This is a genomic window from Devosia sp. Root685, from assembly GCF_001427875.1.
Classification (GTDB): domain Bacteria; phylum Pseudomonadota; class Alphaproteobacteria; order Rhizobiales; family Devosiaceae; genus Devosia.
In genome coordinates, this window is the sequence record NZ_LMHK01000004.1 from 41,960 (window position 1) to 59,474 (window position 17,515).

The following is a 17,515-nucleotide window of genomic DNA, read 5'->3' on the forward strand; positions in this document are numbered from 1 at the left end:
GCCAGTGTCGTTATGTCAGCTTCTCGAAAGAATGCCGGCGAGGTGGCTCATGTCATAGCCAGCTTCCGCTGCCTGCGAGATGACTTCCGACGCATCCATTTCACCGGCCTGGCTCAGCGCCCAAAGGGTCGTCGAACGCGTACCGGAACGGCAGAAGCAGAATACAGGGCCGTCGCTCCCCTCGATGACGGCCTTGGTCTTCTCGACGAGATCGGCATTGACGCCCTCTCGTCCCAGCGGAATGGCATGATAGGCAAGCCCGGCGGCCTTGGCCGCTGCCTCGATCTCCTCGCCCGCCGGCTGGTCGGGTGATTCACCGTCGGGACGGTTGTTGACGATGGCAACGAAACCCAGGGATTTGAGCGTGGCGATATCTTCGGGGCTGATCTGCCCGGAAACACTGACGTGATCGTTGATCCGCTTCAAGTCCAAGTCGCTACTCCCCAAATCCGCCCATTGGCTTCCCGCCCTCTTATATCCACCCGGTGGCAGGCCATGCAACTGTCGGTTAGTCGAAGAGTACTCTTAGTTACGCTCAGGCCGCATTGGCGACCGAAAGGCGCTTGAGTGGCGCCGGCCGTCCGAGGAGATATCCCTGGAACGCCGTGCACCCGGCCCGGCGCAACATGTCGAGCTGCGCTTCGGTCTCGACACCCTCGGCAATGACATCGACTTTCAGCGAACGCGCAATATCGCAGATCGCCTCGACGATCATGGCATCGATGCGGTTATCGCCAAGATTGGCGATATAGGTCCGGTCGATCTTGATGATGTCGAAGGCAAAGCCGCGCAGATATTGGAGGCTCGCATGCCCTGCCCCGAAATCGTCGATGGCGACTTTTAGCCCCAAGGCGCGGATGGCATCGAGATTGGCCTGTTCGACGGCCCCGGCCACCATAGGCACCGTTTCGGTGACTTCGATGATCAGCAGGCCGGGATCGACACCCATGTCCGCAACGACCTGACCCAGCTGTTTGGCGAAATCGGCGCGACGCAATTGGGCCGGCGAAACATTGACCGCAACGGGCGTCCCGAGCGCCTCAACGTCGGCACAAGCGCGGCGCAGGACCCAATCGCCAAGCTTGTCGATCAGGTCGCTCTCCTCGGCAATGGCGATGAACTGCGCCGGCGGGATCATGCCGCGTACCGTATGCCGCCAGCGCAGCAGCGCTTCATGCGAGCGCACCCGCATATCGGCGCCAAAGACCGGCTGATAGTGCAGTTCAAGCTCGTCCATCAACAACGCGGCGCGCAATTCGCGCTCGATAAAGCGGCGATGGCGCTCATCGCCCAGCATATCGGGATCGAAAGCCACCACCTGCCGGCGCCCGGCTTTCTTGCCCTTGTAGAGCGCGAGATCGGCCTTGGCGATCAGATCGTCGACATCGGTCGCATCGGCCGGCGCCAACGCCATGCCGATCGTTGCTGAAAGCCGGGTCGGCCGCCCGGCCAGATTGACCGGCTGATCGAGCCGGCGCAGCAGTTCTTCGCCCAGCCGCCGCAACGCGCCGCGATTGTCGCAATCGGGAATGGCGATGCCGAATTCATCGCCCCCAAGCCGCCCGACAACCGCGCCCGGCATCACCGCGGCAATCGTCTTGGCCAAATGCGTCAGCGCCGCATCGCCCGCCGCGTGTCCCGCCCCATCGTTGAGGACCTTCAAATTGTCCATATCGAGCAAGAGGTAACCCAGCGACTTATCCGAGCCATGGTGCACATCGTTGCGCAGCGCCTCCATGAAATAGGAACGCGTGAAAACCCCGGTCAGCGCATCGCGATGCACCGAAGCCATGACGGCGCGGGTGGCCCGGGCGGACTGGAGCAGATCGCGGCGGATCATGCGATAACCCGCATAAAGCGCCGCCAGCCCCATACCGCCAAGCGCGATGGCAATGATGACGATCGAGAGATCGAGGCGCCCCTGCGCCCCCGCCACCAGCGCGGCCGAAACAGCGCCAACAAGGCTCATGGAAACGAGAAAGGCGATGGCGCGATAGCTCGACAGGATACGCACGAACTGATCGACCTGTCGGAGATCGCGATCCCCGGCGCTGCTTCTGCTTAGGGCACGGCCCGGCCGGGAAATACCGCGAGCAAGCATCGACTGGCTCCGCTCTTTTAACAAAAGATTCATAAATAGTTCAGGGGCTTAAAGGCGCATTTAGGCGGCACCTTACGTCACGCGGCGCCGCCCCGGATGACGGTTCGATGACAAATCATCACCGCCCGAACTTATGGTATATGGCGCGTAAAGCCTTTTACGGCACCGCCCCGACCCAAGCCCCCCAGAGGTCGCGGCGAGCGGCAACGAACCGCTCTGCGACGCCCTCGACCGTTGCACCGGGCTCGTTGAGTTGCCCGAGCAAAACGTTCATTTCCGCGATCGGCAGCGTGGCGCGCTGGAAATAGGAGGCGACAGTGGGTGCTTCGGCAAAGACCCATTCGGCCAGCGCAATCACCACCGTTTCGGCCGGAAAGGCAGAAGGTTTCGGCGCGGCGCAGGAGAGCCGCGCCAGGCACTTCATCGCTTCTTCGTCATAAGCACCCATGTCGAGCGCCCGGAACTCGAGCTGCGCCAACACCGCATTGGGCTGCCAATAGTAGAGGATGAAATTTTCGCGCCGGCTCACCGCCTCGGCAATCAAGGCATCCATTTCAAAACGGTTGGCCGGCTCGACCAGTTGCACGAGATCGCCAAGACCATAGGCCGCGATGAGATTGCGATTGATCACGGAACAGGCCCAGTCCGCCGGGCAGGAAATGAAACGGACCGGCATTTCGCTGGTTTGTGTCGAGAGCAGCGCTTGCAGGGCCGCGGCGCTTGGCGGGCCGCCAAAAGCGCCTTCCATATAGGAGGGGATAAACCAGCCCTCCATGGTCGCTTCGGCAAAGCTCGGAGCAACGCTGCGCACCATCTGCGTTTCGATCGCGCCGTTCCACACATCGGCGATACGCGTCACCCACATTTCGGGTGCTACGGCCGGTTGGCCCGTCGACCCCATGGACGACGCCGTTGCCGCCAGGTCCCCCGGCACCACCCGCGCCTCGCAGCCAAATTCGGCATTGAGGATCCGGGCATGAATATCGGCAAGCAGCGCCGCCGAGGGCCAGGTCATGCGCGCAATCGTCATCGGCTGAGTGCCGCAGGGTGGTGGCTGCGCCCCGGGCGTCGCGGCGATCTCGCCTGCCGGGGCAACCCGGGCCGCAGCCTCGCCGCCCTGCGGGCGATCCTGCGCATTGTCGAGCACGGTGATCTGCGCCATGGCGGGCCCCACCAGAAAGGCCAGCATCAGGCCCGCAATGACAGGGTGCCGAAATCGCATGCGCATCCTCATTCCACCGCGCTCAGTCTATGCGCAATCGCCTTGCCTTAAGCAACCGCGAGCGTTCACCATTTTGCCAAACACCCCCGGTGACTCGCTACACGAAAATGTGCAACAGTCGCCACCAGCGGGGCGCGTGAGGCGCCCCCGGCATTCGTTGAGCGCTGTAAGGAGGAGGCTGGCAAGGCCACCCGGCGCGCAACGTCAACAGAGGGACGTCCATTGTTCAAGAAAACCCTGACCCTGGCGGTCGCAGCCACCGCTCTGTCCATCGCCGCTCCGGCTTTGGCCCAGGACACCGGCGCCACCATCGGCTTCATCGGCGGCTTCACCGGCCCGATTGAATCGCTTACCCCGCCGATCTTCGGCGGCGCTGAACTCGTCGTAAAACAGATCAACGAGCAGGGCGGCATCCTGGGCGGCGAGCTCAAGCTCATCTCCGCCGACGGCGCCTGCGACGCAACGGCCGCTGCCGCCGCTGCCGACAAGCTGATCAACACCGACAACGTCACCGGCATCGTCGGCGCGCTCTGCACCGGTGAAACCATCGGCGCCTTCAACGGCTCGGGTCTGTCGGGTGGCGTCGTGTTCATCTCGCCGGCGTCTTCCGCTCCGGCCCTGACCACGCTCGAAGACAATGACCTTGTCTATCGCACCACCCCGTCCGACGCGCTCCAGGGCGTGAAGCTGGCTGATCTGCTGCTCGCCAAGGGCGTCAACGACATCGCCATCACCTATGTGAACAACGACTACGGCAAGGGCTTTGCCGATGCTCTTGCGGCTGCCTATACCGCCGGCGGCGGCACGGTTGCTGCCAATCTCGCTCACGAAGAAGGCAAGGCCGACTACCGCGCCGAGCTCGGCAACCTTGTTGCCTCGCAGAACCTCGTGATCCTCGCCTATGCCAACGCTTCGGGTAACACCGTGCTGCGTCAGGCCGTCGAGTCCGGCAACTTCACCACCTATGTGGGCGGTGACGGCATGGTCGGCGACGACCTGCTCAACGGCATCGACGCTGCTGCCGTCGAAGGCCTGATCGCCACCCGCGCCGGCGCCCCGACCGGCGAAGCCGTTGACATCTACAACGCCTTCACCGGTGACAACTTCACCGCCAACGCCACCTACGCCCCGCAGGCCTATGACGCCGCTTTCCTCCTGGCTCTCGCCATCGAGAAGAACGGTTCGGCCAGCCGCGAAGGTCTCTCCGCCGCTCTGCGCGACGTTTCCTCCGCTCCGGGCGAAAAGATTCTGCCCGGCGAATGGAAGAAGGCTGTCGAGCTGATCAAGGCCGGCACCGACATCGACTATGAAGGCGCCGGTGGCCCGCTCGACTTCGACGCCGCTGGCGACGTGGACGGCATCATCGTCGAACTCGCCGTCGAAGGCGGCAAGTTCGTCGAAAAGGGCGCGATCCAGTAACTTGGCGCCATAGAATATCGAACGAACCTATGACGAGGCCCGGGAGCGATCCCGGGCCTTTCTCTTGGAGGTCCAAGCATGACCGACGACCCGACGCTACGCTTTTACGCTGACAATGCCGCCACCTATGCCGAACACGTCACGACACCCACCGGCCCACGGCTGAGCGCGTTCCTGGCGCGCGTCCCGGCAGGCGGCAAAATCCTCGAACTGGGCTGCGGCAATGGCCGGGACGCAGCGCACATGCTCTCCCTCGGCTTTGATGTCGAGGCCACCGACGGCACGCCCGAACTGGCCGCGGAGGCCGAAAGGCGCATAGGACGACCGGTCCGCATCCTGCGCTTCGAACAGCTCGATGCCGACGCCGCCTATGACGGCATCTGGGCCTGTGCCAGCCTGCTGCACGCCCCTGCCGCCGATCTCGTTGACATTCTCGGCCGCATCCATCGCGCCCTGCGCCCCGGCGGCGTCTTCACCGCCAGCTTCAAGGCCGGCAGTGGCGAAGGGCATGACGGCCTTGGTCGTTATTTCAACTATCCCAGCGCCGAGCGTCTCCGGGCCGATTACGCGGCTGCAGGCTGGGCCGATATTGTACTCGAAACGCAAATGGGCACCGGCTATGACGCACAACCCACGGCTTGGCTCTGGGTCACGGCGCGGCGTTCACCCTAAAGGCTATTGCGAGAGCGTCTCCACCGCGATTTCAGGCCCATCGGTCCGCACCGTCACCGCAAGATGCTGCGCCTGGGTGACATCGAGCACCTTGCTCGGCCGATAGGCGCAGATGGCGACCCCGCCGGCAAAGCGCAGGCTATCGTAGACAATGCCATCTTCGCCCGCCGCCCGCTGGCGCTCCCCAAAAGCCTGGCTCGCCGCATAATCCTGCCGATCATAGAGCGCCGGCTCATCAGCCCCGCAAAGATCGACAAAGGCGCCTGCAAGCCGGGCGACATAGACCCGGAAGCATCGGGTGGCGCCAGATTGCCGTCGGGCAAAAGCCTCGCGCCGGAGGTGATGGGCCACTTCGGCAAGACTAGCCTCGATCCTGTCCGCCGCATACCAGGCGCCTAGATCCGCTCCCGAAAAGCGCCCGCCACCCGGCGCAGCATGAAGGAACGCCGCCATGACGATGGAGGAATTGGCCCGGCCGAACACCCATTCGCTTTGCGGCAATCGGGCAAGGCGTTCGGCAACCAGCCGGTCATTGGTCCAACCGGCCAGCTCCATCACCGCATCGAGGTCGGCCGCCCGCGAAACCGTATCGAAAAGCCCGATGGGCGGAAATTGCGACGGGATCAGTCGATAACTCGGCTGCGGCGCTGGCGCGCGGCGCGACTCTAGCGCCACACGATATCTCCCGCCGTCGTCGCCGGAAAATCCACGTCGAGCCCATTGGGCGGCATATAGACCCCGCCCCGCGCCGCATCGAGAAAGCGCCGGACCTGCAAGATGCCGTCAAGCGAACCCGAGACAATGAAGCTCAGCGGCGTCTGCCCGCCAAAGAGCGGCGCATCATGCGGCCCCTTGAGCCAGCCAAGCTGTTCCTGCGCATCGGCAAACAGCACGCCCAGCGCCTGATGCACCCCGAAAACAGCCGAAAGCCGCATCAGAGCATCGACATCGAGCGTTACCTCGCCCTGTTCGCGCGCCAATTTCATCCAGTTCTGATAGGTCGAGCGGCTCGGATAGCCCAGCACCAGCCGGCGCTGCTCTTCATTGAGCCCCCAAAGATCGGCGATGGCTGCAAAAGTGCGCAGCGCCGGCGCGCTCAACCGCCGCCTATTGCCCGGCTCGAACCGTTCAACACCGAGAACCTGCGCCTGACCAGCAAATCCCGCCTGCGGCGCTTCACCAAAGCCAAACATGGACATCTCAATCTCCTTCGGGATCAAGATTGTCCATATTTAGACATTTGTCAAGTTTTAGACAAATCAGCTTTCGCGTTTGACCACTTCGGGGATAAGACCCCGCGGCGCAAATCGCAGCGCAATGGTGATGACGAGACCGAGCACGAAGACGCGCATCTGCGCCGAACGCGCCTCGATTTCCGGGATCGCGCCCCAGCCGAATTGCGTCGACCAGGTGCTGACAAATTCGAACACCGCTTTGGAGAGCGGCTCGGACACCACCCAGATCAGCCAGAGCAGCACCGCGCCGAACAGCGCACCCCAATTATTGCCCGCGCCCCCCACGATCACCATGACCCAGATGAGGAAGGTGTGGTTGATCGGCTGATAGCTCGAGGGATCGAAAATCTGCACGAAGCTGACCAGCATAGCGCCGCCAATGCCCATCAGCACCGAGCCGAAGACAAAGATCTCCAGCTGGCGGGCGGTAACGTTCTTGCCCATGGATGTCGCGGCAATGTGGTTGTCGCGGATAGCCCGCATCATGCGGCCCCAGGGCCCGGCATAGGCGCGCGAAATCAGCCACAGCACGACGCCAAGGACGACGAGGGCGAGCAGCAGATAAAGCGCGCGCGCCGTCAGCAGGGATTCCGAGATGCTCGTGCCACCGGCCTGCAATTGCTGCGGCAGGGGCGTCGGCCACGGGATCGGCGAGACGGTCAGCGTGCCGCGCGTCAGCCAGTCCATATTCTTGATCAGCGCGCGGATGATTTCGGAAATGCCGATCGTGGCAATGGCGAGATAGTCGGTCCGGAGGCCCAGACAGATTTTGCCGACGACATAGGCGATACCAGCCGCCAGAACGCCGCCAAAGATCCAGCCCAGGATCGGGTGGCCGCCAAGGCCGCCAACCCAGCCACCACCGGCCGCCGATTCGATATAGGCCGCGGCCGGATCGAGCTGGCTACGATAAAGCACATAGGCGACGAACCAGGCGAGGACGGTCAACGCCGCCTTCCACTTGCCGGTAATCCCGATACGATCGGCCTTGCGTGCGCCCAGAACCAACAGCGCGCCGATGGCAAAGGCGAACAGCGCCTTGCCCAGCATGGCCGGGCCTTCGCCACCCCAGAAGACGGGATTGACCGGATAGGAAATGAAGGTGACGGCCGCGCCGCCGACCATCAAAAAGCCCATGATGCCGAAATTGAACAGCCCGCCATAGCCCCATTGGATATTGAGGCCGAGCGCGATCAGCGCATAGGCGGCGGCTTCAACGAGGCGCGACGAGGTGAAAGGCGCGCCCATCACCCAGCCCATGAGCAGGATCAGAACGAACAGGCCGCCGAAAAGCGTCAGGGAACGCTGGATCATGACGAGGCTCCCTTGAAGATACCGGTCGGTCGCACGAGCAGCGTCACGACAAGAATGAGGAAGGCGACGGTGAGCTTATATTCGGTCGGCACCAGCGCCAGCGTCGCCGGCAATTGCATCCAATCCGGCAGGATCGCATTGAGTGGCCTGAGCAGCATGGTCCAGTTGAACACAGCCAGCGTTTCGGCAAAGCCAATAAGAAGGCCCCCGGCAATGGCGCCATAGGCCTGGCCCAGTCCGCCGACGATGGCGGCCGCAAAGATCGGCAGGATGATGTTGAACGCGAGGTCCGGCTTCAGCGTCACGTCGAGTGCCAGCATGGTCCCAGCCATGCAGGCAAGTGCCCCAGCAATGACCCAGGTCACGCGCACGACGAGCGCGGTATTGATCCCCGAAACCTGCGCCAGATCGGCATTGTCGGCCATGGCGCGCATGGCCTTGCCGAGCCGCGAACGGGTCAGGAAGAAGTGCAGCGCCAAGACCGAAACGAAGGTGACAAGGATCATCAGCACCTGCGGCTCGGTAATGACCAGCGGCCTTGTGGAGCCGATCCCGGTCATGTCGAAGCGGAACACTTCCTTGGGCTCATGCTCGAAGAACGAATAGGAACCGGCGCCGAAAAACAGGCGAATGAGACCCTGGATCATCAGCGTCACGCCAATGGAAGCGATCAAGAGCGTCACCGGCTTAGCGCCACGCTTGCGGAGCGGGGCATAAAACCCCTTGTCGATCCCGAGCGCCAGAATGGCCGCCAGTACCATGGCGATGGGCAGAACGACGAAACCGGTCGGGATCGGGGTGACGATGCCCCAGGCCGCAAAGGCGGAAGCGAGAAGAAACGCGATAAATGCCCCGCCCGTCATTAGCTCCGAGTGAGCAAAATGCGCGAAGCGCAAAATACCGAAAATCAGCGTGATGCCGATGGCGCCCAGCGCATAAATGCAGCCGAGCACGAGACCGGAAATGATCACCTGATTGGTGAAGAAAATGAGTTCGGTCACGGCTTAGCCCCCGAGGAAAGACTTGGCGACGTCCGGGTCGGCGATCAGCTCCGCCCCGGTGCCGGTGAAGCGGTTCTGCCCGCTGGCAAGCACGAAACCCTTGGAGGCAAAGGCCAGGGCCTGCCGTGCATTCTGCTCGACCATGAGAATGCCGACGCCTTCCTTGTTGACGCGTTGGATGGTCTCAAAGATTTCGATGACATAGCGCGGCGAAAGACCGGCCGACGGCTCGTCCAACATAAGAAGCGTCGGCTTGCTCATCAGCGCGCGGCCCATGGCCACCATCTGCCGCTGACCGCCCGAAAGCTCGCCCGCCGGCTGCCGGCGCTTTTCCGCAAGCACCGGGAACATCTCGTAGACCCATTCCATGGTGCTGGAAAAATCGTCGGTACGGGTGAACGCGCCCATTTCGAGGTTTTCCTCGACCGACATCGAGGTAAAGACGTTCTTTTCCTGTGGCACAAAGCTCAGCCCCTTAGGCACGAGCTTGTCGGGCAGCGAATTGGCGACATTCTCGCCGCCGAATTCAATCGTGCCGCCGGTGACTTTCAGAAGGCCAAAAATGGCCTTCAGCGTCGTCGATTTTCCAGCACCATTAGGGCCGACAATAACGCCGATATCCGTCTTCTCGATAGCGATGTTGACGCCATTGAGGATCGGCGCGCCACCATAGCCACCGACCACATGCTTGAGTTCAATCAGGGGCATTAAGCAACCACCTCGGCAGGCGAGCCGAAATAGGCTTCGACGATTTGCGGATTGGCGCGGATTTCGGCCATCGGGCCTTCGGCGATCTTTTCGCCTTGCGCCATGACGATGACGGGATCGCAGAGCCGGCCGATCAGGTCCATGTCATGCTCGATGACAAAGAACGTATAGCCAAGCTCGCGATTCATGCGCTCAATGTTCGAGGCTAGATCATTGAGAAGGCTCTTGTTCACGCCGGCGGCCACCTCATCGAGCAGCACGACCTTGGCATCGACCATCATGGTGCGGCCGAGTTCAAGCAGCTTCTTCTGCCCACCGGAGAGGTTCCCCGCCAACTCGTTGCGCACATGGCCCAGTTTCAAGAAGTCGATGACATCGAGCGCCTTCTTGCGCACCTCGGTCTCGCGGCTTTTGACGAGCCCCGGCCGGAACCACGTCGAAACCAGATGTTCGCCCGGCTGGTCGCCCGGGACCATCATCAGGTTTTCGAGCGCCGTCATCTGGCTGAATTCGTGCGCGATCTGAAAGGTGCGCAACATGCCGATGCGGAAAAGCTGATAGGGCTTCATACCAGTGACATCGGCGCCATCGAAGATGACCTGGCCGCTATCGGGCGTGATATTGCCCGCGACCATGTTGAACAGGGTCGACTTGCCAGCCCCATTGGGCCCGATGAGCCCGGTGATCGATCCGCGCTGGACCGAGAGCGAGCAATTGTTGACGGCCAACAGGCCGCCAAATCTTTTAGAGACGTTGCGAACGTCTATAACCAAATCGGTGGTCACTAACCGCCCCGAATTTCCTGAATGCCATGCCGCCCGGTTAATCCAGGCAATTTTGGGGCATCTGCTCACAAGCAGGGGATGTGGTCAACTTCACCGCGTGTCCTATCAGGACAAAATCGCGCCAGTGGCGCGATTTTAGCGGCGAAGGCCATGAGAGCTGCGCTCGAATGGCTGGGCGCAGAGGCTTAGACGGCCGCGAGAACGGCGTCGGCCGTCGAGCGGTTATTGGCCAGCGGCACATCATAAAGCGTCGCCAACCGCGTCAGCGCCTTCACATCGACATCATGGGGCTGGGCGGAAAGCGGATCGATGAAAAAGATCAGCACATCAAGCCGGCCTTCGCAGATCATCGCCCCAAGCTGTTGGTCGCCACCCAAAGGCCCGCTTTTGAGCAGCGCCACGTCAAGCCCTGTCGCCGCCATGATCCGGCTGCCGGTCGTTCCCGTGCCCCAGAGCTCGTGCAGGACCAGCTTATGCCGATGCCGTTCGGCCCAGGCACAAAGGTCATCCTTCTTGTCGTCATGCGCCACAAGCCCGATGCGCGCCATGCGTGTCTCCTTAAATCGAAAAGCCGGGCCCAGGGCCCGGCTCAAAACTATCAGAACTCGTCCCAATCCTGCGCCAGGGCTGTATTGCCATGGCTCCTCGGCAAGGGCTTTGCCGCCGGTTTCGGCATGGCCTTGGGCCGAGTTGCCGAAACGGGCGCAGCAGCAGGCCGCTGATGGCCCTCGATACGGAACACATCGACGATCTTGTCGAGTTCGCTCGCCTGGGCTTCGGTCTGCTCGATGGCCGCATTGGTTTCTTCCACCAGCGCCGCATTGTGCTGGGTCATCTCGTCCATCTGCCGCACCGCCACGGTCACCTCTTCCAGGGCCGCGGACTGGGTGCGATTGGCATGGGCAATGGTGTCGATCAGCGTGGCGCTTTCCTGCGCGCCGGCCAGAATGTCGAGCAGCACTTCGGCGGCGCGCGCCACTAATTGCGTGCCGCTGCGCACTTCGGCGGCCGATGTTTCGATCAGCGCTTTCACTTCCGAAGAAGCATTGGCGGCGCTCTGCGCCAGTCGCCGCACTTCTACGGCAACGACGGCAAAACCCTTGCCCGCTTCGCCCGCCCGCGCCGCCTCCACCGAAGCGTTCAGCGCCAGAAGGTTGGTCTGGAAAGCGATGTCATCGATCAGCCCGATGATGTTGGAAATCTTGGACGATGAGGTTTCGATGGCGCCCATGGCCCCATTGGCGGCCGTTATCGCCTCCCCGCCGGTCGTCGCGCTCTCGGCCACGCTGCGCGCCTTGTCGCTGGCCGTCGCCGCGCGCCGGGCATTTTCCACCACCGCCGTCGACAGCTGCTCGATGGCCGCCGTCGTCTGTTCGATGGTTGCGGCCTGCCGGGTCGTGCGGTCGGCCAGGTCATTGGTGCCCGACAGAATCTCGCTCGTCGCCACCTTCATCTGGCGCGAGGTCTGCTGCAATTGCGCGACGATGGCGCTGAGCCGTTCGGCCACCGCATTGGTATCGTGCTTGATCTGGTCAAATTCGGGTTCGAGATCGGCCGTCACGCGTGTCGTCAGGTCGCCGCGCGCTACGTCTTGCAGGACGGCGCCCGCCGCCGATACGGCGGCTTCAATCTTGGCTTTGGCCGCATCATCGGCCTTGCGCGCATCGTCATTGAGCTTTTCGAAATAGGCCGAGACGCCGATATCGATGTCGAGCATGATTGCTTTGAGCACTGAAACCAGCGAGCCGGTCAGCACCTCGACATCCTTCATGATCTCCTTGGGGTCGCGCGGCACCAAGCGCCCAAAAGCCCCCTTGGTCGGGGCCAGGGCCGCCGTCATGTAATCCCTGATGATCCCCGTCACCAGCGTTTCGACGATGAGGCTATAGCCCCCGATATGCCAGCGCGGCTCGAGCCCGATCTGGGCGTGCCTGAGGCCGACCCGCGTGCTCGATTCGAAATAACTGGCATCGAGCTGGCCCGAAGCAATGGCGCCCCAGTGGCCGACCTGCTTGCTCTGGGCCCGGTTCATCTGTGCCTTGCCATCGAAAAAACGGGCCGCTGCCGGCACGGTGGCGATATGACCGTAGAACCGTTCGAGGGCCGGCACGAGATGGGCTTCGATCAATGGCCTTATGCGTGCCAGGCGGGCCCGGGCCTCCTCGTCGAGTTGAACGAAATCCAGCCGCGACTGCAGCAACTCGTGAGAAGATTGAGACATGACCGGCCTTTGACGCGCACAAGAGTGTGTTGGGCTTGAACCGCGGGCAAGTTCCAAATCTTGAACACGATCAACCACAGAACCCTATGGCGTTCTTGGTAAATTTCCGGTTTACCCAGTCGCGCCATGCCTACGAAAAAGGCAGCTTCATCAAGCCGCGGAACGCTCCTGCCGTGTGCTCCTTTGCTCCTGGCGAAAGACATCGACAATGCCGTCGAGCTTGTTTGCCTGGGCTTCGGTCTGCTCGATGGCCGCATTGGTTTCCTCGACCAGCGCCGCATTGTGCTGCGTCATTTCGTCCATCTGCCGCACGGCTGTCGCCACCTCATTAAGGGCGCTCGATTGCTCGCGGCTCGCCTTGGCCATGTCCCCGATCAACCCAAAGCTGTCCTCGGCCCCGCGCAGGATATCGTCGAGTTTTCGCGCCGCCTGGTCGACCAGCTGGGCGCCGGTGCGTACTTCGCCGGCGCTGGTTTCGATCAGTGCCTTGACGTCGGCCGAAGCCTGCGCCGCCGATTGCGCCAGCCGCCGGACTTCTACCGCGACCACCGCAAACCCCTTGCCCGCGTCCCCGGCCCGCGCCGCTTCGACCGAAGCGTTGAGCGCCAGGAGATTGGTCTGAAAGGCGATGTCGTCGATCAGCCCGATAATATTGGAAATCTTGCCCGAGGACGCTTCGATGGCTGCCATGGCCCCGGTCGCCTCCCCCATCACCGCGCCACCCTTGGTCGCGTCCTCGGCAAGGCTTCTTGCCTTGTCGCTGGCCGCCGCCGCCCGCTTGGCATTTTCAGCCACGGTCCCGGCCAGTTGTTCGACCGCGGCCGAGGTTTCCTCGATAGTCGCTGCCTGCCGCGTCGTGCGCTGTGACAGATCATTGGCACCGGCCAGGATTTCTGCCGTCGCAGTCTTCAACGATCCCGACGCATTGCGCAGCCCCCCGACAATGGTTTCGAGCTGGCTCAGCGACTGGTTGAACGCCTGCCGGAGCTGCTCATATTGCCCGGTAAAGCTGGTATCGATCCGACCGCCGAGATCGCCATTCGACATCCGCGCAAGGCTCTGCGTCAACAGTGCGATAATGCCCTCGGCGCGCTTGCGCTCGGAAATGTCGGTCGCGAATTTTACGACCTTCGTGACCTTGCCGGCAGCATCGAAAATCGGGTTGTAGGAGGCCTGAATCCATATCTCCTTGCCGCCTTTGCCAAAGCGCTGGAACTCGGCCGAAATATATTCGCCCGCTCCCAGCCGCTGCCAGAAGGACCGGTATTCCGCGCTCGCGGCAAAATCCTTGTCGCAGAACATGGAATGATGGCGCCCCACGATTTCCTCGAGCCGGTAGCCAAGGGTATCCAGAAAATTCTGGTTTGCCTCGATGACGGTGCCGTCCAGCGTGAAGGCGATGACCGCCTGGACACGGGAGATCGCCGCCACCTGCGCCGCATGGTCGGCCGCCACGCTCACCTGCTCGGTAATGTCGGTGGCAAACTTGATCACCTTTACCGGCTTGCCCGACTTGTCCAAGACCGGGTTGTAGCTGGCCTGGATCCAGATCTCGCGCCCGCCCTTGGCCAGCCGCCGATAGGCCGCCGATTGAAACGAACCGCGCCGCAGCTCGGCCCAGAAGTTTTTGTACTCTTCGCTTCCCGCGTAGGCGGGGTCGCAGAACATCGAATGGTGCTTGCCCACGATTTCTTCGAGGCGATACCCCATCGCGCCGAGAAAATTCTCGTTTGCCGTGATGATCTTCCCGTCGAGAGTGAATTCGATGACTGCCTGGCTACGCGATATGGCTGCGCACCTGGCCTCGAGATCGCGTATTAAAGCACCCTGCCCAAAGCCCAGCGCTCGCATGATTTTGGCCTCTTGTCCGGGGCGCCAGCCGCCTGCCGCCCTCCATACAAGGCTGCTCCCCGATGGTTACCAAAATCCTAATCGGCAAGTAAAAGACTTCCCATATTATGGAGCGGCGCCTGCAAAAAACACGCGTCATCTGTTAATATGAAAAGAAACATCAGCAAATAGAAAGACCAGATCTATGCAAAGACGCGTATTCGGGCCTGCATTGTTCATTATTAAGTTCGGAATGAAGATGAATGCGGCTTCGTTGAAGGCCCTGTCCCGGAAATGACAAGGGGCGCCACTTTGGCGCCCCTTTGCTTCGCGCTCGGCGGACATGTCGTCCGCATCGCATTTGCGATCAGAATTCGTCCCAGTCAGCCGCCAGCGCGGCATTGCCCCTAGCTTTAAGAACAGGGGCAGCCGGGCGCCGCACTTGAACCGCAGGTTCGGTCCGGGCGTCATCGACGGTAAAAATATCGACCACCCGATCAAGCTCGGCTGCCTGCGACTCGGTCTGTTCGATGGCCGCATTGGTCTGTTCCACCAGCGCCGCATTGTGCTGGGTCATCTCGTCCATCACCCGCACCGAACTGCCCACTTCTTCGATGGCCCGAGCCTGCTCCCTGCTGGCCTTGGCAATGGTCTGCATCACCTCGGCATTGCGCGCCACCGCCTCGAGCATGCTTTCAAGCTTGTTGGCCGCGGTCGAGACCAGCCGCGACCCCCCGCTCACCTCCATGGCGCTTTTCTCGATCAGTTCCTTGACCTCTGCCGAGGCCTGCGCTGCCGATTGCGCCAGGCGCCGCACTTCGACGGCGACCACCGCAAAACCCTTGCCGGCCTCACCCGCCCGCGCCGCTTCCACCGAAGCGTTGAGGGCAAGCAGGTTGGTCTGGAAGGCGATGTCGTCGATCATGCCGATAATATTGGAAATCTTGGCCGACGATTGGGTGATGCGTTCCATGGCCTCATTGGCTTCGCCCATCACCACACCGGTCGCCTCCGCCTCGCGCGACACGCTGTCGGCATCGGCCCCGGCCTTCCCGGCCAGTTCCGCATTGCTGGCGACGGTCGAAGCCAACTGCTCCATGGCGGCCGAGGTTTCTTCGATCGTCGCGGCCTGTTTGGTGGTGCGTTCGGACAGGTCATTGGCCCCCGACAGGATTTCTCCCGTTGCCGTCTTGAGGGCCCGCGAGGTCACGCGCAATTGGCCGATAACATCGCATAATTTGTCGGCGACGCCATTGGTATCGCCGCTCAATTTGGCAAAGGCGCCCTGATAGTTCCCCGCCATCCGGTGGGTCAGGTCCGCCTCGGCGAGCCGCGCGAGCACTTCCCCGGTTTCCGTCAGCCCGCGATCCACCGTCTCCACCAATTTGTTGACGCTATCGGCAAGACTGTTGAGTTCGGGATCGGCGAACTGGGCATGCACGCGCTTGGAAAAATCGCCGGCAATGGCGGCATCAACCACTTCGCCAAAGGCGGCTTGCAGGGCGACCATCATATCGGTGCGCTCCACGCGCCGTCGCTGCGAGGCGAGCCGCTCTTCCTCGGTCATTTCCGTCATCTTGAGCCCATTGGCGCGAAACACCTCGACGGACTTGGCCATGGCGCCCATTTCATTGCTGCGCGCCACATAGGGCACGACGGTGTCATAGTCGCCGCCCGAAATGGCCTCCATGACCTTGGCCAGCCGGGGCACCGGCGCCAGCAGCAGCCGCGCGACGAAAAATCCGCCAATGCCCAGAATCACCAATACGCCACCCCCAACCGCCAGCAGCAATTGCAGCAATTGCTGGATCGTGCCGTCCACCCTTGCCCGGTCGACGCCGACATAGAGGACGCCAATCGCCTTGCCGCCCTGATCGACGATCGGCTGATAGGCCGTGTAATAGGGCCGTCCGACAATGGTCGCCTCGCCGAAATAGGTTTTGCCCGACATCACCGATTCATAGGCCGGGCTGGTCTGGCCCAGGGTCGTACCGAGAATACGTTCCCCCTTTTCATCGACGATCGTCGTGGTCATGCGCACGAAATCCTGCTGCGCTTCGTCCCAGCCGAAGATCGTGGCGGATTCCCCCGTCAGCCGCACGATCGAATCGACGATGTCGTGATTGAGAAACTGGCGTGGCATGGCCCAGGCGACAAAGCCGTCGAGATCGCCGCTTTCGGCCCATTTGGCCTCGGAGCCCGGCAGGCTGCCCGAAAGGATCGTCGCCGCCGTCTTGAGATTGGCATGCTGTTGTTCGATCGCCTGCGCCCGAAGAGCCGTGCCGAGACTGGAATAGACCGCAAATGTCACGACACTGATGGACAGAATAATCGCCACCACGACCAGACAAACAATGGCCGAGGTAACTTTTACGTTGGCGATAAACCCCGAAATTCGGCTGAACATGAAATACCCCCTCAAGCGCTCGATTAAGACGAGTTTACGCCCCATAGGGGAAATACTAACAGCGCGTCCTTAACTGAATATTATTCGTGATGTTCAGAAGAAATTTCCAGGTCTTGCAAGATAGATCAAGGCTCAACAGTCCTGCTAAATGGCTGTTTTCATTTATAGTTCAGGCTGAAAGCCGACGCCTGGCGCCCACCGCCCATGAAAAAGGGGAAAGGCGCCTTTTAGCGCCTTCCCCCTATACGAGCCGTCAAAGCGTTGGAATCGCGCTTTAGAACTCGCTCCAGTCATCAGCCTTCACCGCGGCATTGCCGTGACTGAGATAGGCTTTGGCGACCGATTTGAGTTTTTGCTGAATGCCCCGTGCGCCTTGCGGTTCGGCAGGGCGTGACGCTGGGGCATTTCTGCGCTCGTCGGTCGCAAAAATATCGACGATCCCATCGAGCTTGTTGGCTTGCGCTTCGGTCTGCTCGATGGCGGCATTCATCTCTTCCACCAGCGCGGCATTGTGCTGGGTCATTTCGTCCATTTGCCGCACGGCCGCATTGACTTCTTCGATGGAAGACGCCTGTTCGCGGCTTTCCCGGGCAATGCCGT

General features: G+C 61.9%; 15 protein-coding genes and 1 pseudogene. 2 read left to right on the plus strand and 14 right to left on the minus strand.

Annotated elements, in window-relative coordinates:
* Window positions 1-15: 15 nt before the first annotated feature.
* The 3 genes from ASD83_RS17630 to ASD83_RS17640 form a co-directional block, all read right to left on the minus strand.
* Window positions 16-432, minus strand: coding sequence for a TIGR01244 family sulfur transferase (locus ASD83_RS17630; protein WP_056313444.1), 417 nt, complete (start codon window positions 430-432; stop codon window positions 16-18).
* Between the two features lie 103 nt (window positions 433-535).
* Window positions 536-2,101: a putative bifunctional diguanylate cyclase/phosphodiesterase gene (locus tag ASD83_RS17635; protein ID WP_056313446.1), complete on the minus strand. Its 1,566-nt coding sequence runs from the start codon at window positions 2,099-2,101 to the stop codon at window positions 536-538.
* A 157-nt stretch (window positions 2,102-2,258) separates the two neighbouring features.
* Window positions 2,259-3,323, minus strand: a complete 1,065-nt coding sequence (locus ASD83_RS17640; protein WP_162249190.1) for a glycine betaine ABC transporter substrate-binding protein — start codon at window positions 3,321-3,323, stop codon at window positions 2,259-2,261.
* A 222-nt stretch (window positions 3,324-3,545) separates the two neighbouring features.
* Between ASD83_RS17640 and ASD83_RS17645 the strand changes: the two genes are divergently transcribed.
* Both ASD83_RS17645 and ASD83_RS17650 read left to right on the plus strand, forming a co-directional pair.
* The gene (locus tag ASD83_RS17645; RefSeq protein WP_056313449.1) at window positions 3,546-4,742 is read left to right on the plus strand and encodes an ABC transporter substrate-binding protein; all 1,197 of its coding nucleotides are present in this window, start codon (window positions 3,546-3,548) and stop codon (window positions 4,740-4,742) included.
* Between the two features lie 78 nt (window positions 4,743-4,820).
* Window positions 4,821-5,414 carry a class I SAM-dependent methyltransferase gene (locus ASD83_RS17650; RefSeq protein WP_056313451.1) on the plus strand — a complete coding sequence of 198 codons (594 nt, stop codon included), beginning with the start codon at window positions 4,821-4,823 and terminating at the stop codon, window positions 5,412-5,414.
* 3 nt (window positions 5,415-5,417) lie between these two features.
* Here the strand turns inward: ASD83_RS17650 and ASD83_RS17655 are convergent, their stop codons facing one another.
* The 11 genes and pseudogenes from ASD83_RS17655 to ASD83_RS21205 all read right to left on the minus strand — a co-directional run.
* Complete coding sequence (locus ASD83_RS17655) at window positions 5,418-6,089, minus strand: RES family NAD+ phosphorylase (protein WP_056313452.1); 672 nt, start codon at window positions 6,087-6,089, stop codon at window positions 5,418-5,420.
* Window positions 6,080-6,607 (minus strand): MbcA/ParS/Xre antitoxin family protein, encoded by a 528-nt coding sequence (locus tag ASD83_RS17660; protein WP_056314046.1) that lies wholly within the window; start codon window positions 6,605-6,607, stop codon window positions 6,080-6,082. The genes ASD83_RS17655 and ASD83_RS17660 overlap by 10 nt, the downstream gene beginning before the upstream one ends.
* A gap of 66 nt (window positions 6,608-6,673) precedes the next feature.
* Window positions 6,674-7,963 (minus strand): branched-chain amino acid ABC transporter permease, encoded by a 1,290-nt coding sequence (locus tag ASD83_RS17665; protein ID WP_056313454.1) that lies wholly within the window; start codon window positions 7,961-7,963, stop codon window positions 6,674-6,676.
* A complete protein-coding gene (locus ASD83_RS17670) occupies window positions 7,960-8,964 on the minus strand; it encodes a branched-chain amino acid ABC transporter permease (RefSeq protein WP_056313457.1) in 1,005 nt (334 codons plus the stop codon). Before ASD83_RS17670 ends, ASD83_RS17665 begins: the two co-directional genes overlap by 4 nt.
* Window positions 8,965-8,967: 3 nt before the next feature.
* Complete coding sequence (locus ASD83_RS17675) at window positions 8,968-9,672, minus strand: ABC transporter ATP-binding protein (RefSeq protein WP_056313459.1); 705 nt, start codon at window positions 9,670-9,672, stop codon at window positions 8,968-8,970.
* Window positions 9,672-10,457, minus strand: a complete 786-nt coding sequence (locus ASD83_RS17680; protein WP_056313460.1) for an ABC transporter ATP-binding protein — start codon at window positions 10,455-10,457, stop codon at window positions 9,672-9,674. The genes ASD83_RS17675 and ASD83_RS17680 overlap by 1 nt, the downstream gene beginning before the upstream one ends.
* 185 nt (window positions 10,458-10,642) lie before the next feature.
* Entirely contained in the window at window positions 10,643-11,005 is a 363-nt protein-coding gene (locus ASD83_RS17685; protein WP_056313462.1) for a methylglyoxal synthase, read from the minus strand.
* 50 nt (window positions 11,006-11,055) lie between these two features.
* Window positions 11,056-12,678 carry a globin-coupled sensor protein gene (locus ASD83_RS17690; RefSeq protein ID WP_244489229.1) on the minus strand — a complete coding sequence of 541 codons (1,623 nt, stop codon included), beginning with the start codon at window positions 12,676-12,678 and terminating at the stop codon, window positions 11,056-11,058.
* Between the two features lie 150 nt (window positions 12,679-12,828).
* Window positions 12,829-14,529 carry a methyl-accepting chemotaxis protein gene (locus ASD83_RS17695; RefSeq protein WP_056313466.1) on the minus strand — a complete coding sequence of 567 codons (1,701 nt, stop codon included), beginning with the start codon at window positions 14,527-14,529 and terminating at the stop codon, window positions 12,829-12,831.
* Window positions 14,530-14,875: 346 nt separating this feature from the next.
* A complete protein-coding gene (locus tag ASD83_RS17700) occupies window positions 14,876-16,915 on the minus strand; it encodes a methyl-accepting chemotaxis protein (protein ID WP_056313468.1) in 2,040 nt (679 codons plus the stop codon).
* 274 nt (window positions 16,916-17,189) lie between these two features.
* A pseudogene (locus tag ASD83_RS21205) lies at window positions 17,190-17,515 on the minus strand (methyl-accepting chemotaxis protein); the annotation flags it as partial.

Excerpts from the sequence above, each read along its gene's own strand:
- ASD83_RS17635 (WP_056313446.1), bottom strand. The coding sequence starts at position 2,101 with ATGCTTGCTCGCGGTATTTCCCGGCCGGGCCGTGCCCTAAGCAGAAGC.
- ASD83_RS17640 (WP_162249190.1), bottom strand. The coding sequence starts at position 3,323 with ATGCGATTTCGGCACCCTGTCATTGCGGGCCTGATGCTGGCCTTTCTG.
- ASD83_RS17650 (WP_056313451.1), top strand. The coding sequence starts at position 4,821 with ATGACCGACGACCCGACGCTACGCTTTTACGCTGACAATGCCGCCACC.
- ASD83_RS17660 (WP_056314046.1), bottom strand. The coding sequence starts at position 6,607 with ATGTTTGGCTTTGGTGAAGCGCCGCAGGCGGGATTTGCTGGTCAGGCG.
- ASD83_RS17665 (WP_056313454.1), bottom strand. The coding sequence starts at position 7,963 with ATGATCCAGCGTTCCCTGACGCTTTTCGGCGGCCTGTTCGTTCTGATC.
- ASD83_RS17675 (WP_056313459.1), bottom strand. The coding sequence starts at position 9,672 with ATGCCCCTGATTGAACTCAAGCATGTGGTCGGTGGCTATGGTGGCGCG.
- ASD83_RS17685 (WP_056313462.1), bottom strand. The coding sequence starts at position 11,005 with ATGGCGCGCATCGGGCTTGTGGCGCATGACGACAAGAAGGATGACCTT.
- ASD83_RS17690 (WP_244489229.1), bottom strand. The coding sequence starts at position 12,678 with ATGTCTCAATCTTCTCACGAGTTGCTGCAGTCGCGGCTGGATTTCGTT.
- ASD83_RS17695 (WP_056313466.1), bottom strand. The coding sequence starts at position 14,529 with ATGCGAGCGCTGGGCTTTGGGCAGGGTGCTTTAATACGCGATCTCGAG.
- ASD83_RS17700 (WP_056313468.1), bottom strand. The coding sequence starts at position 16,915 with ATGTTCAGCCGAATTTCGGGGTTTATCGCCAACGTAAAAGTTACCTCG.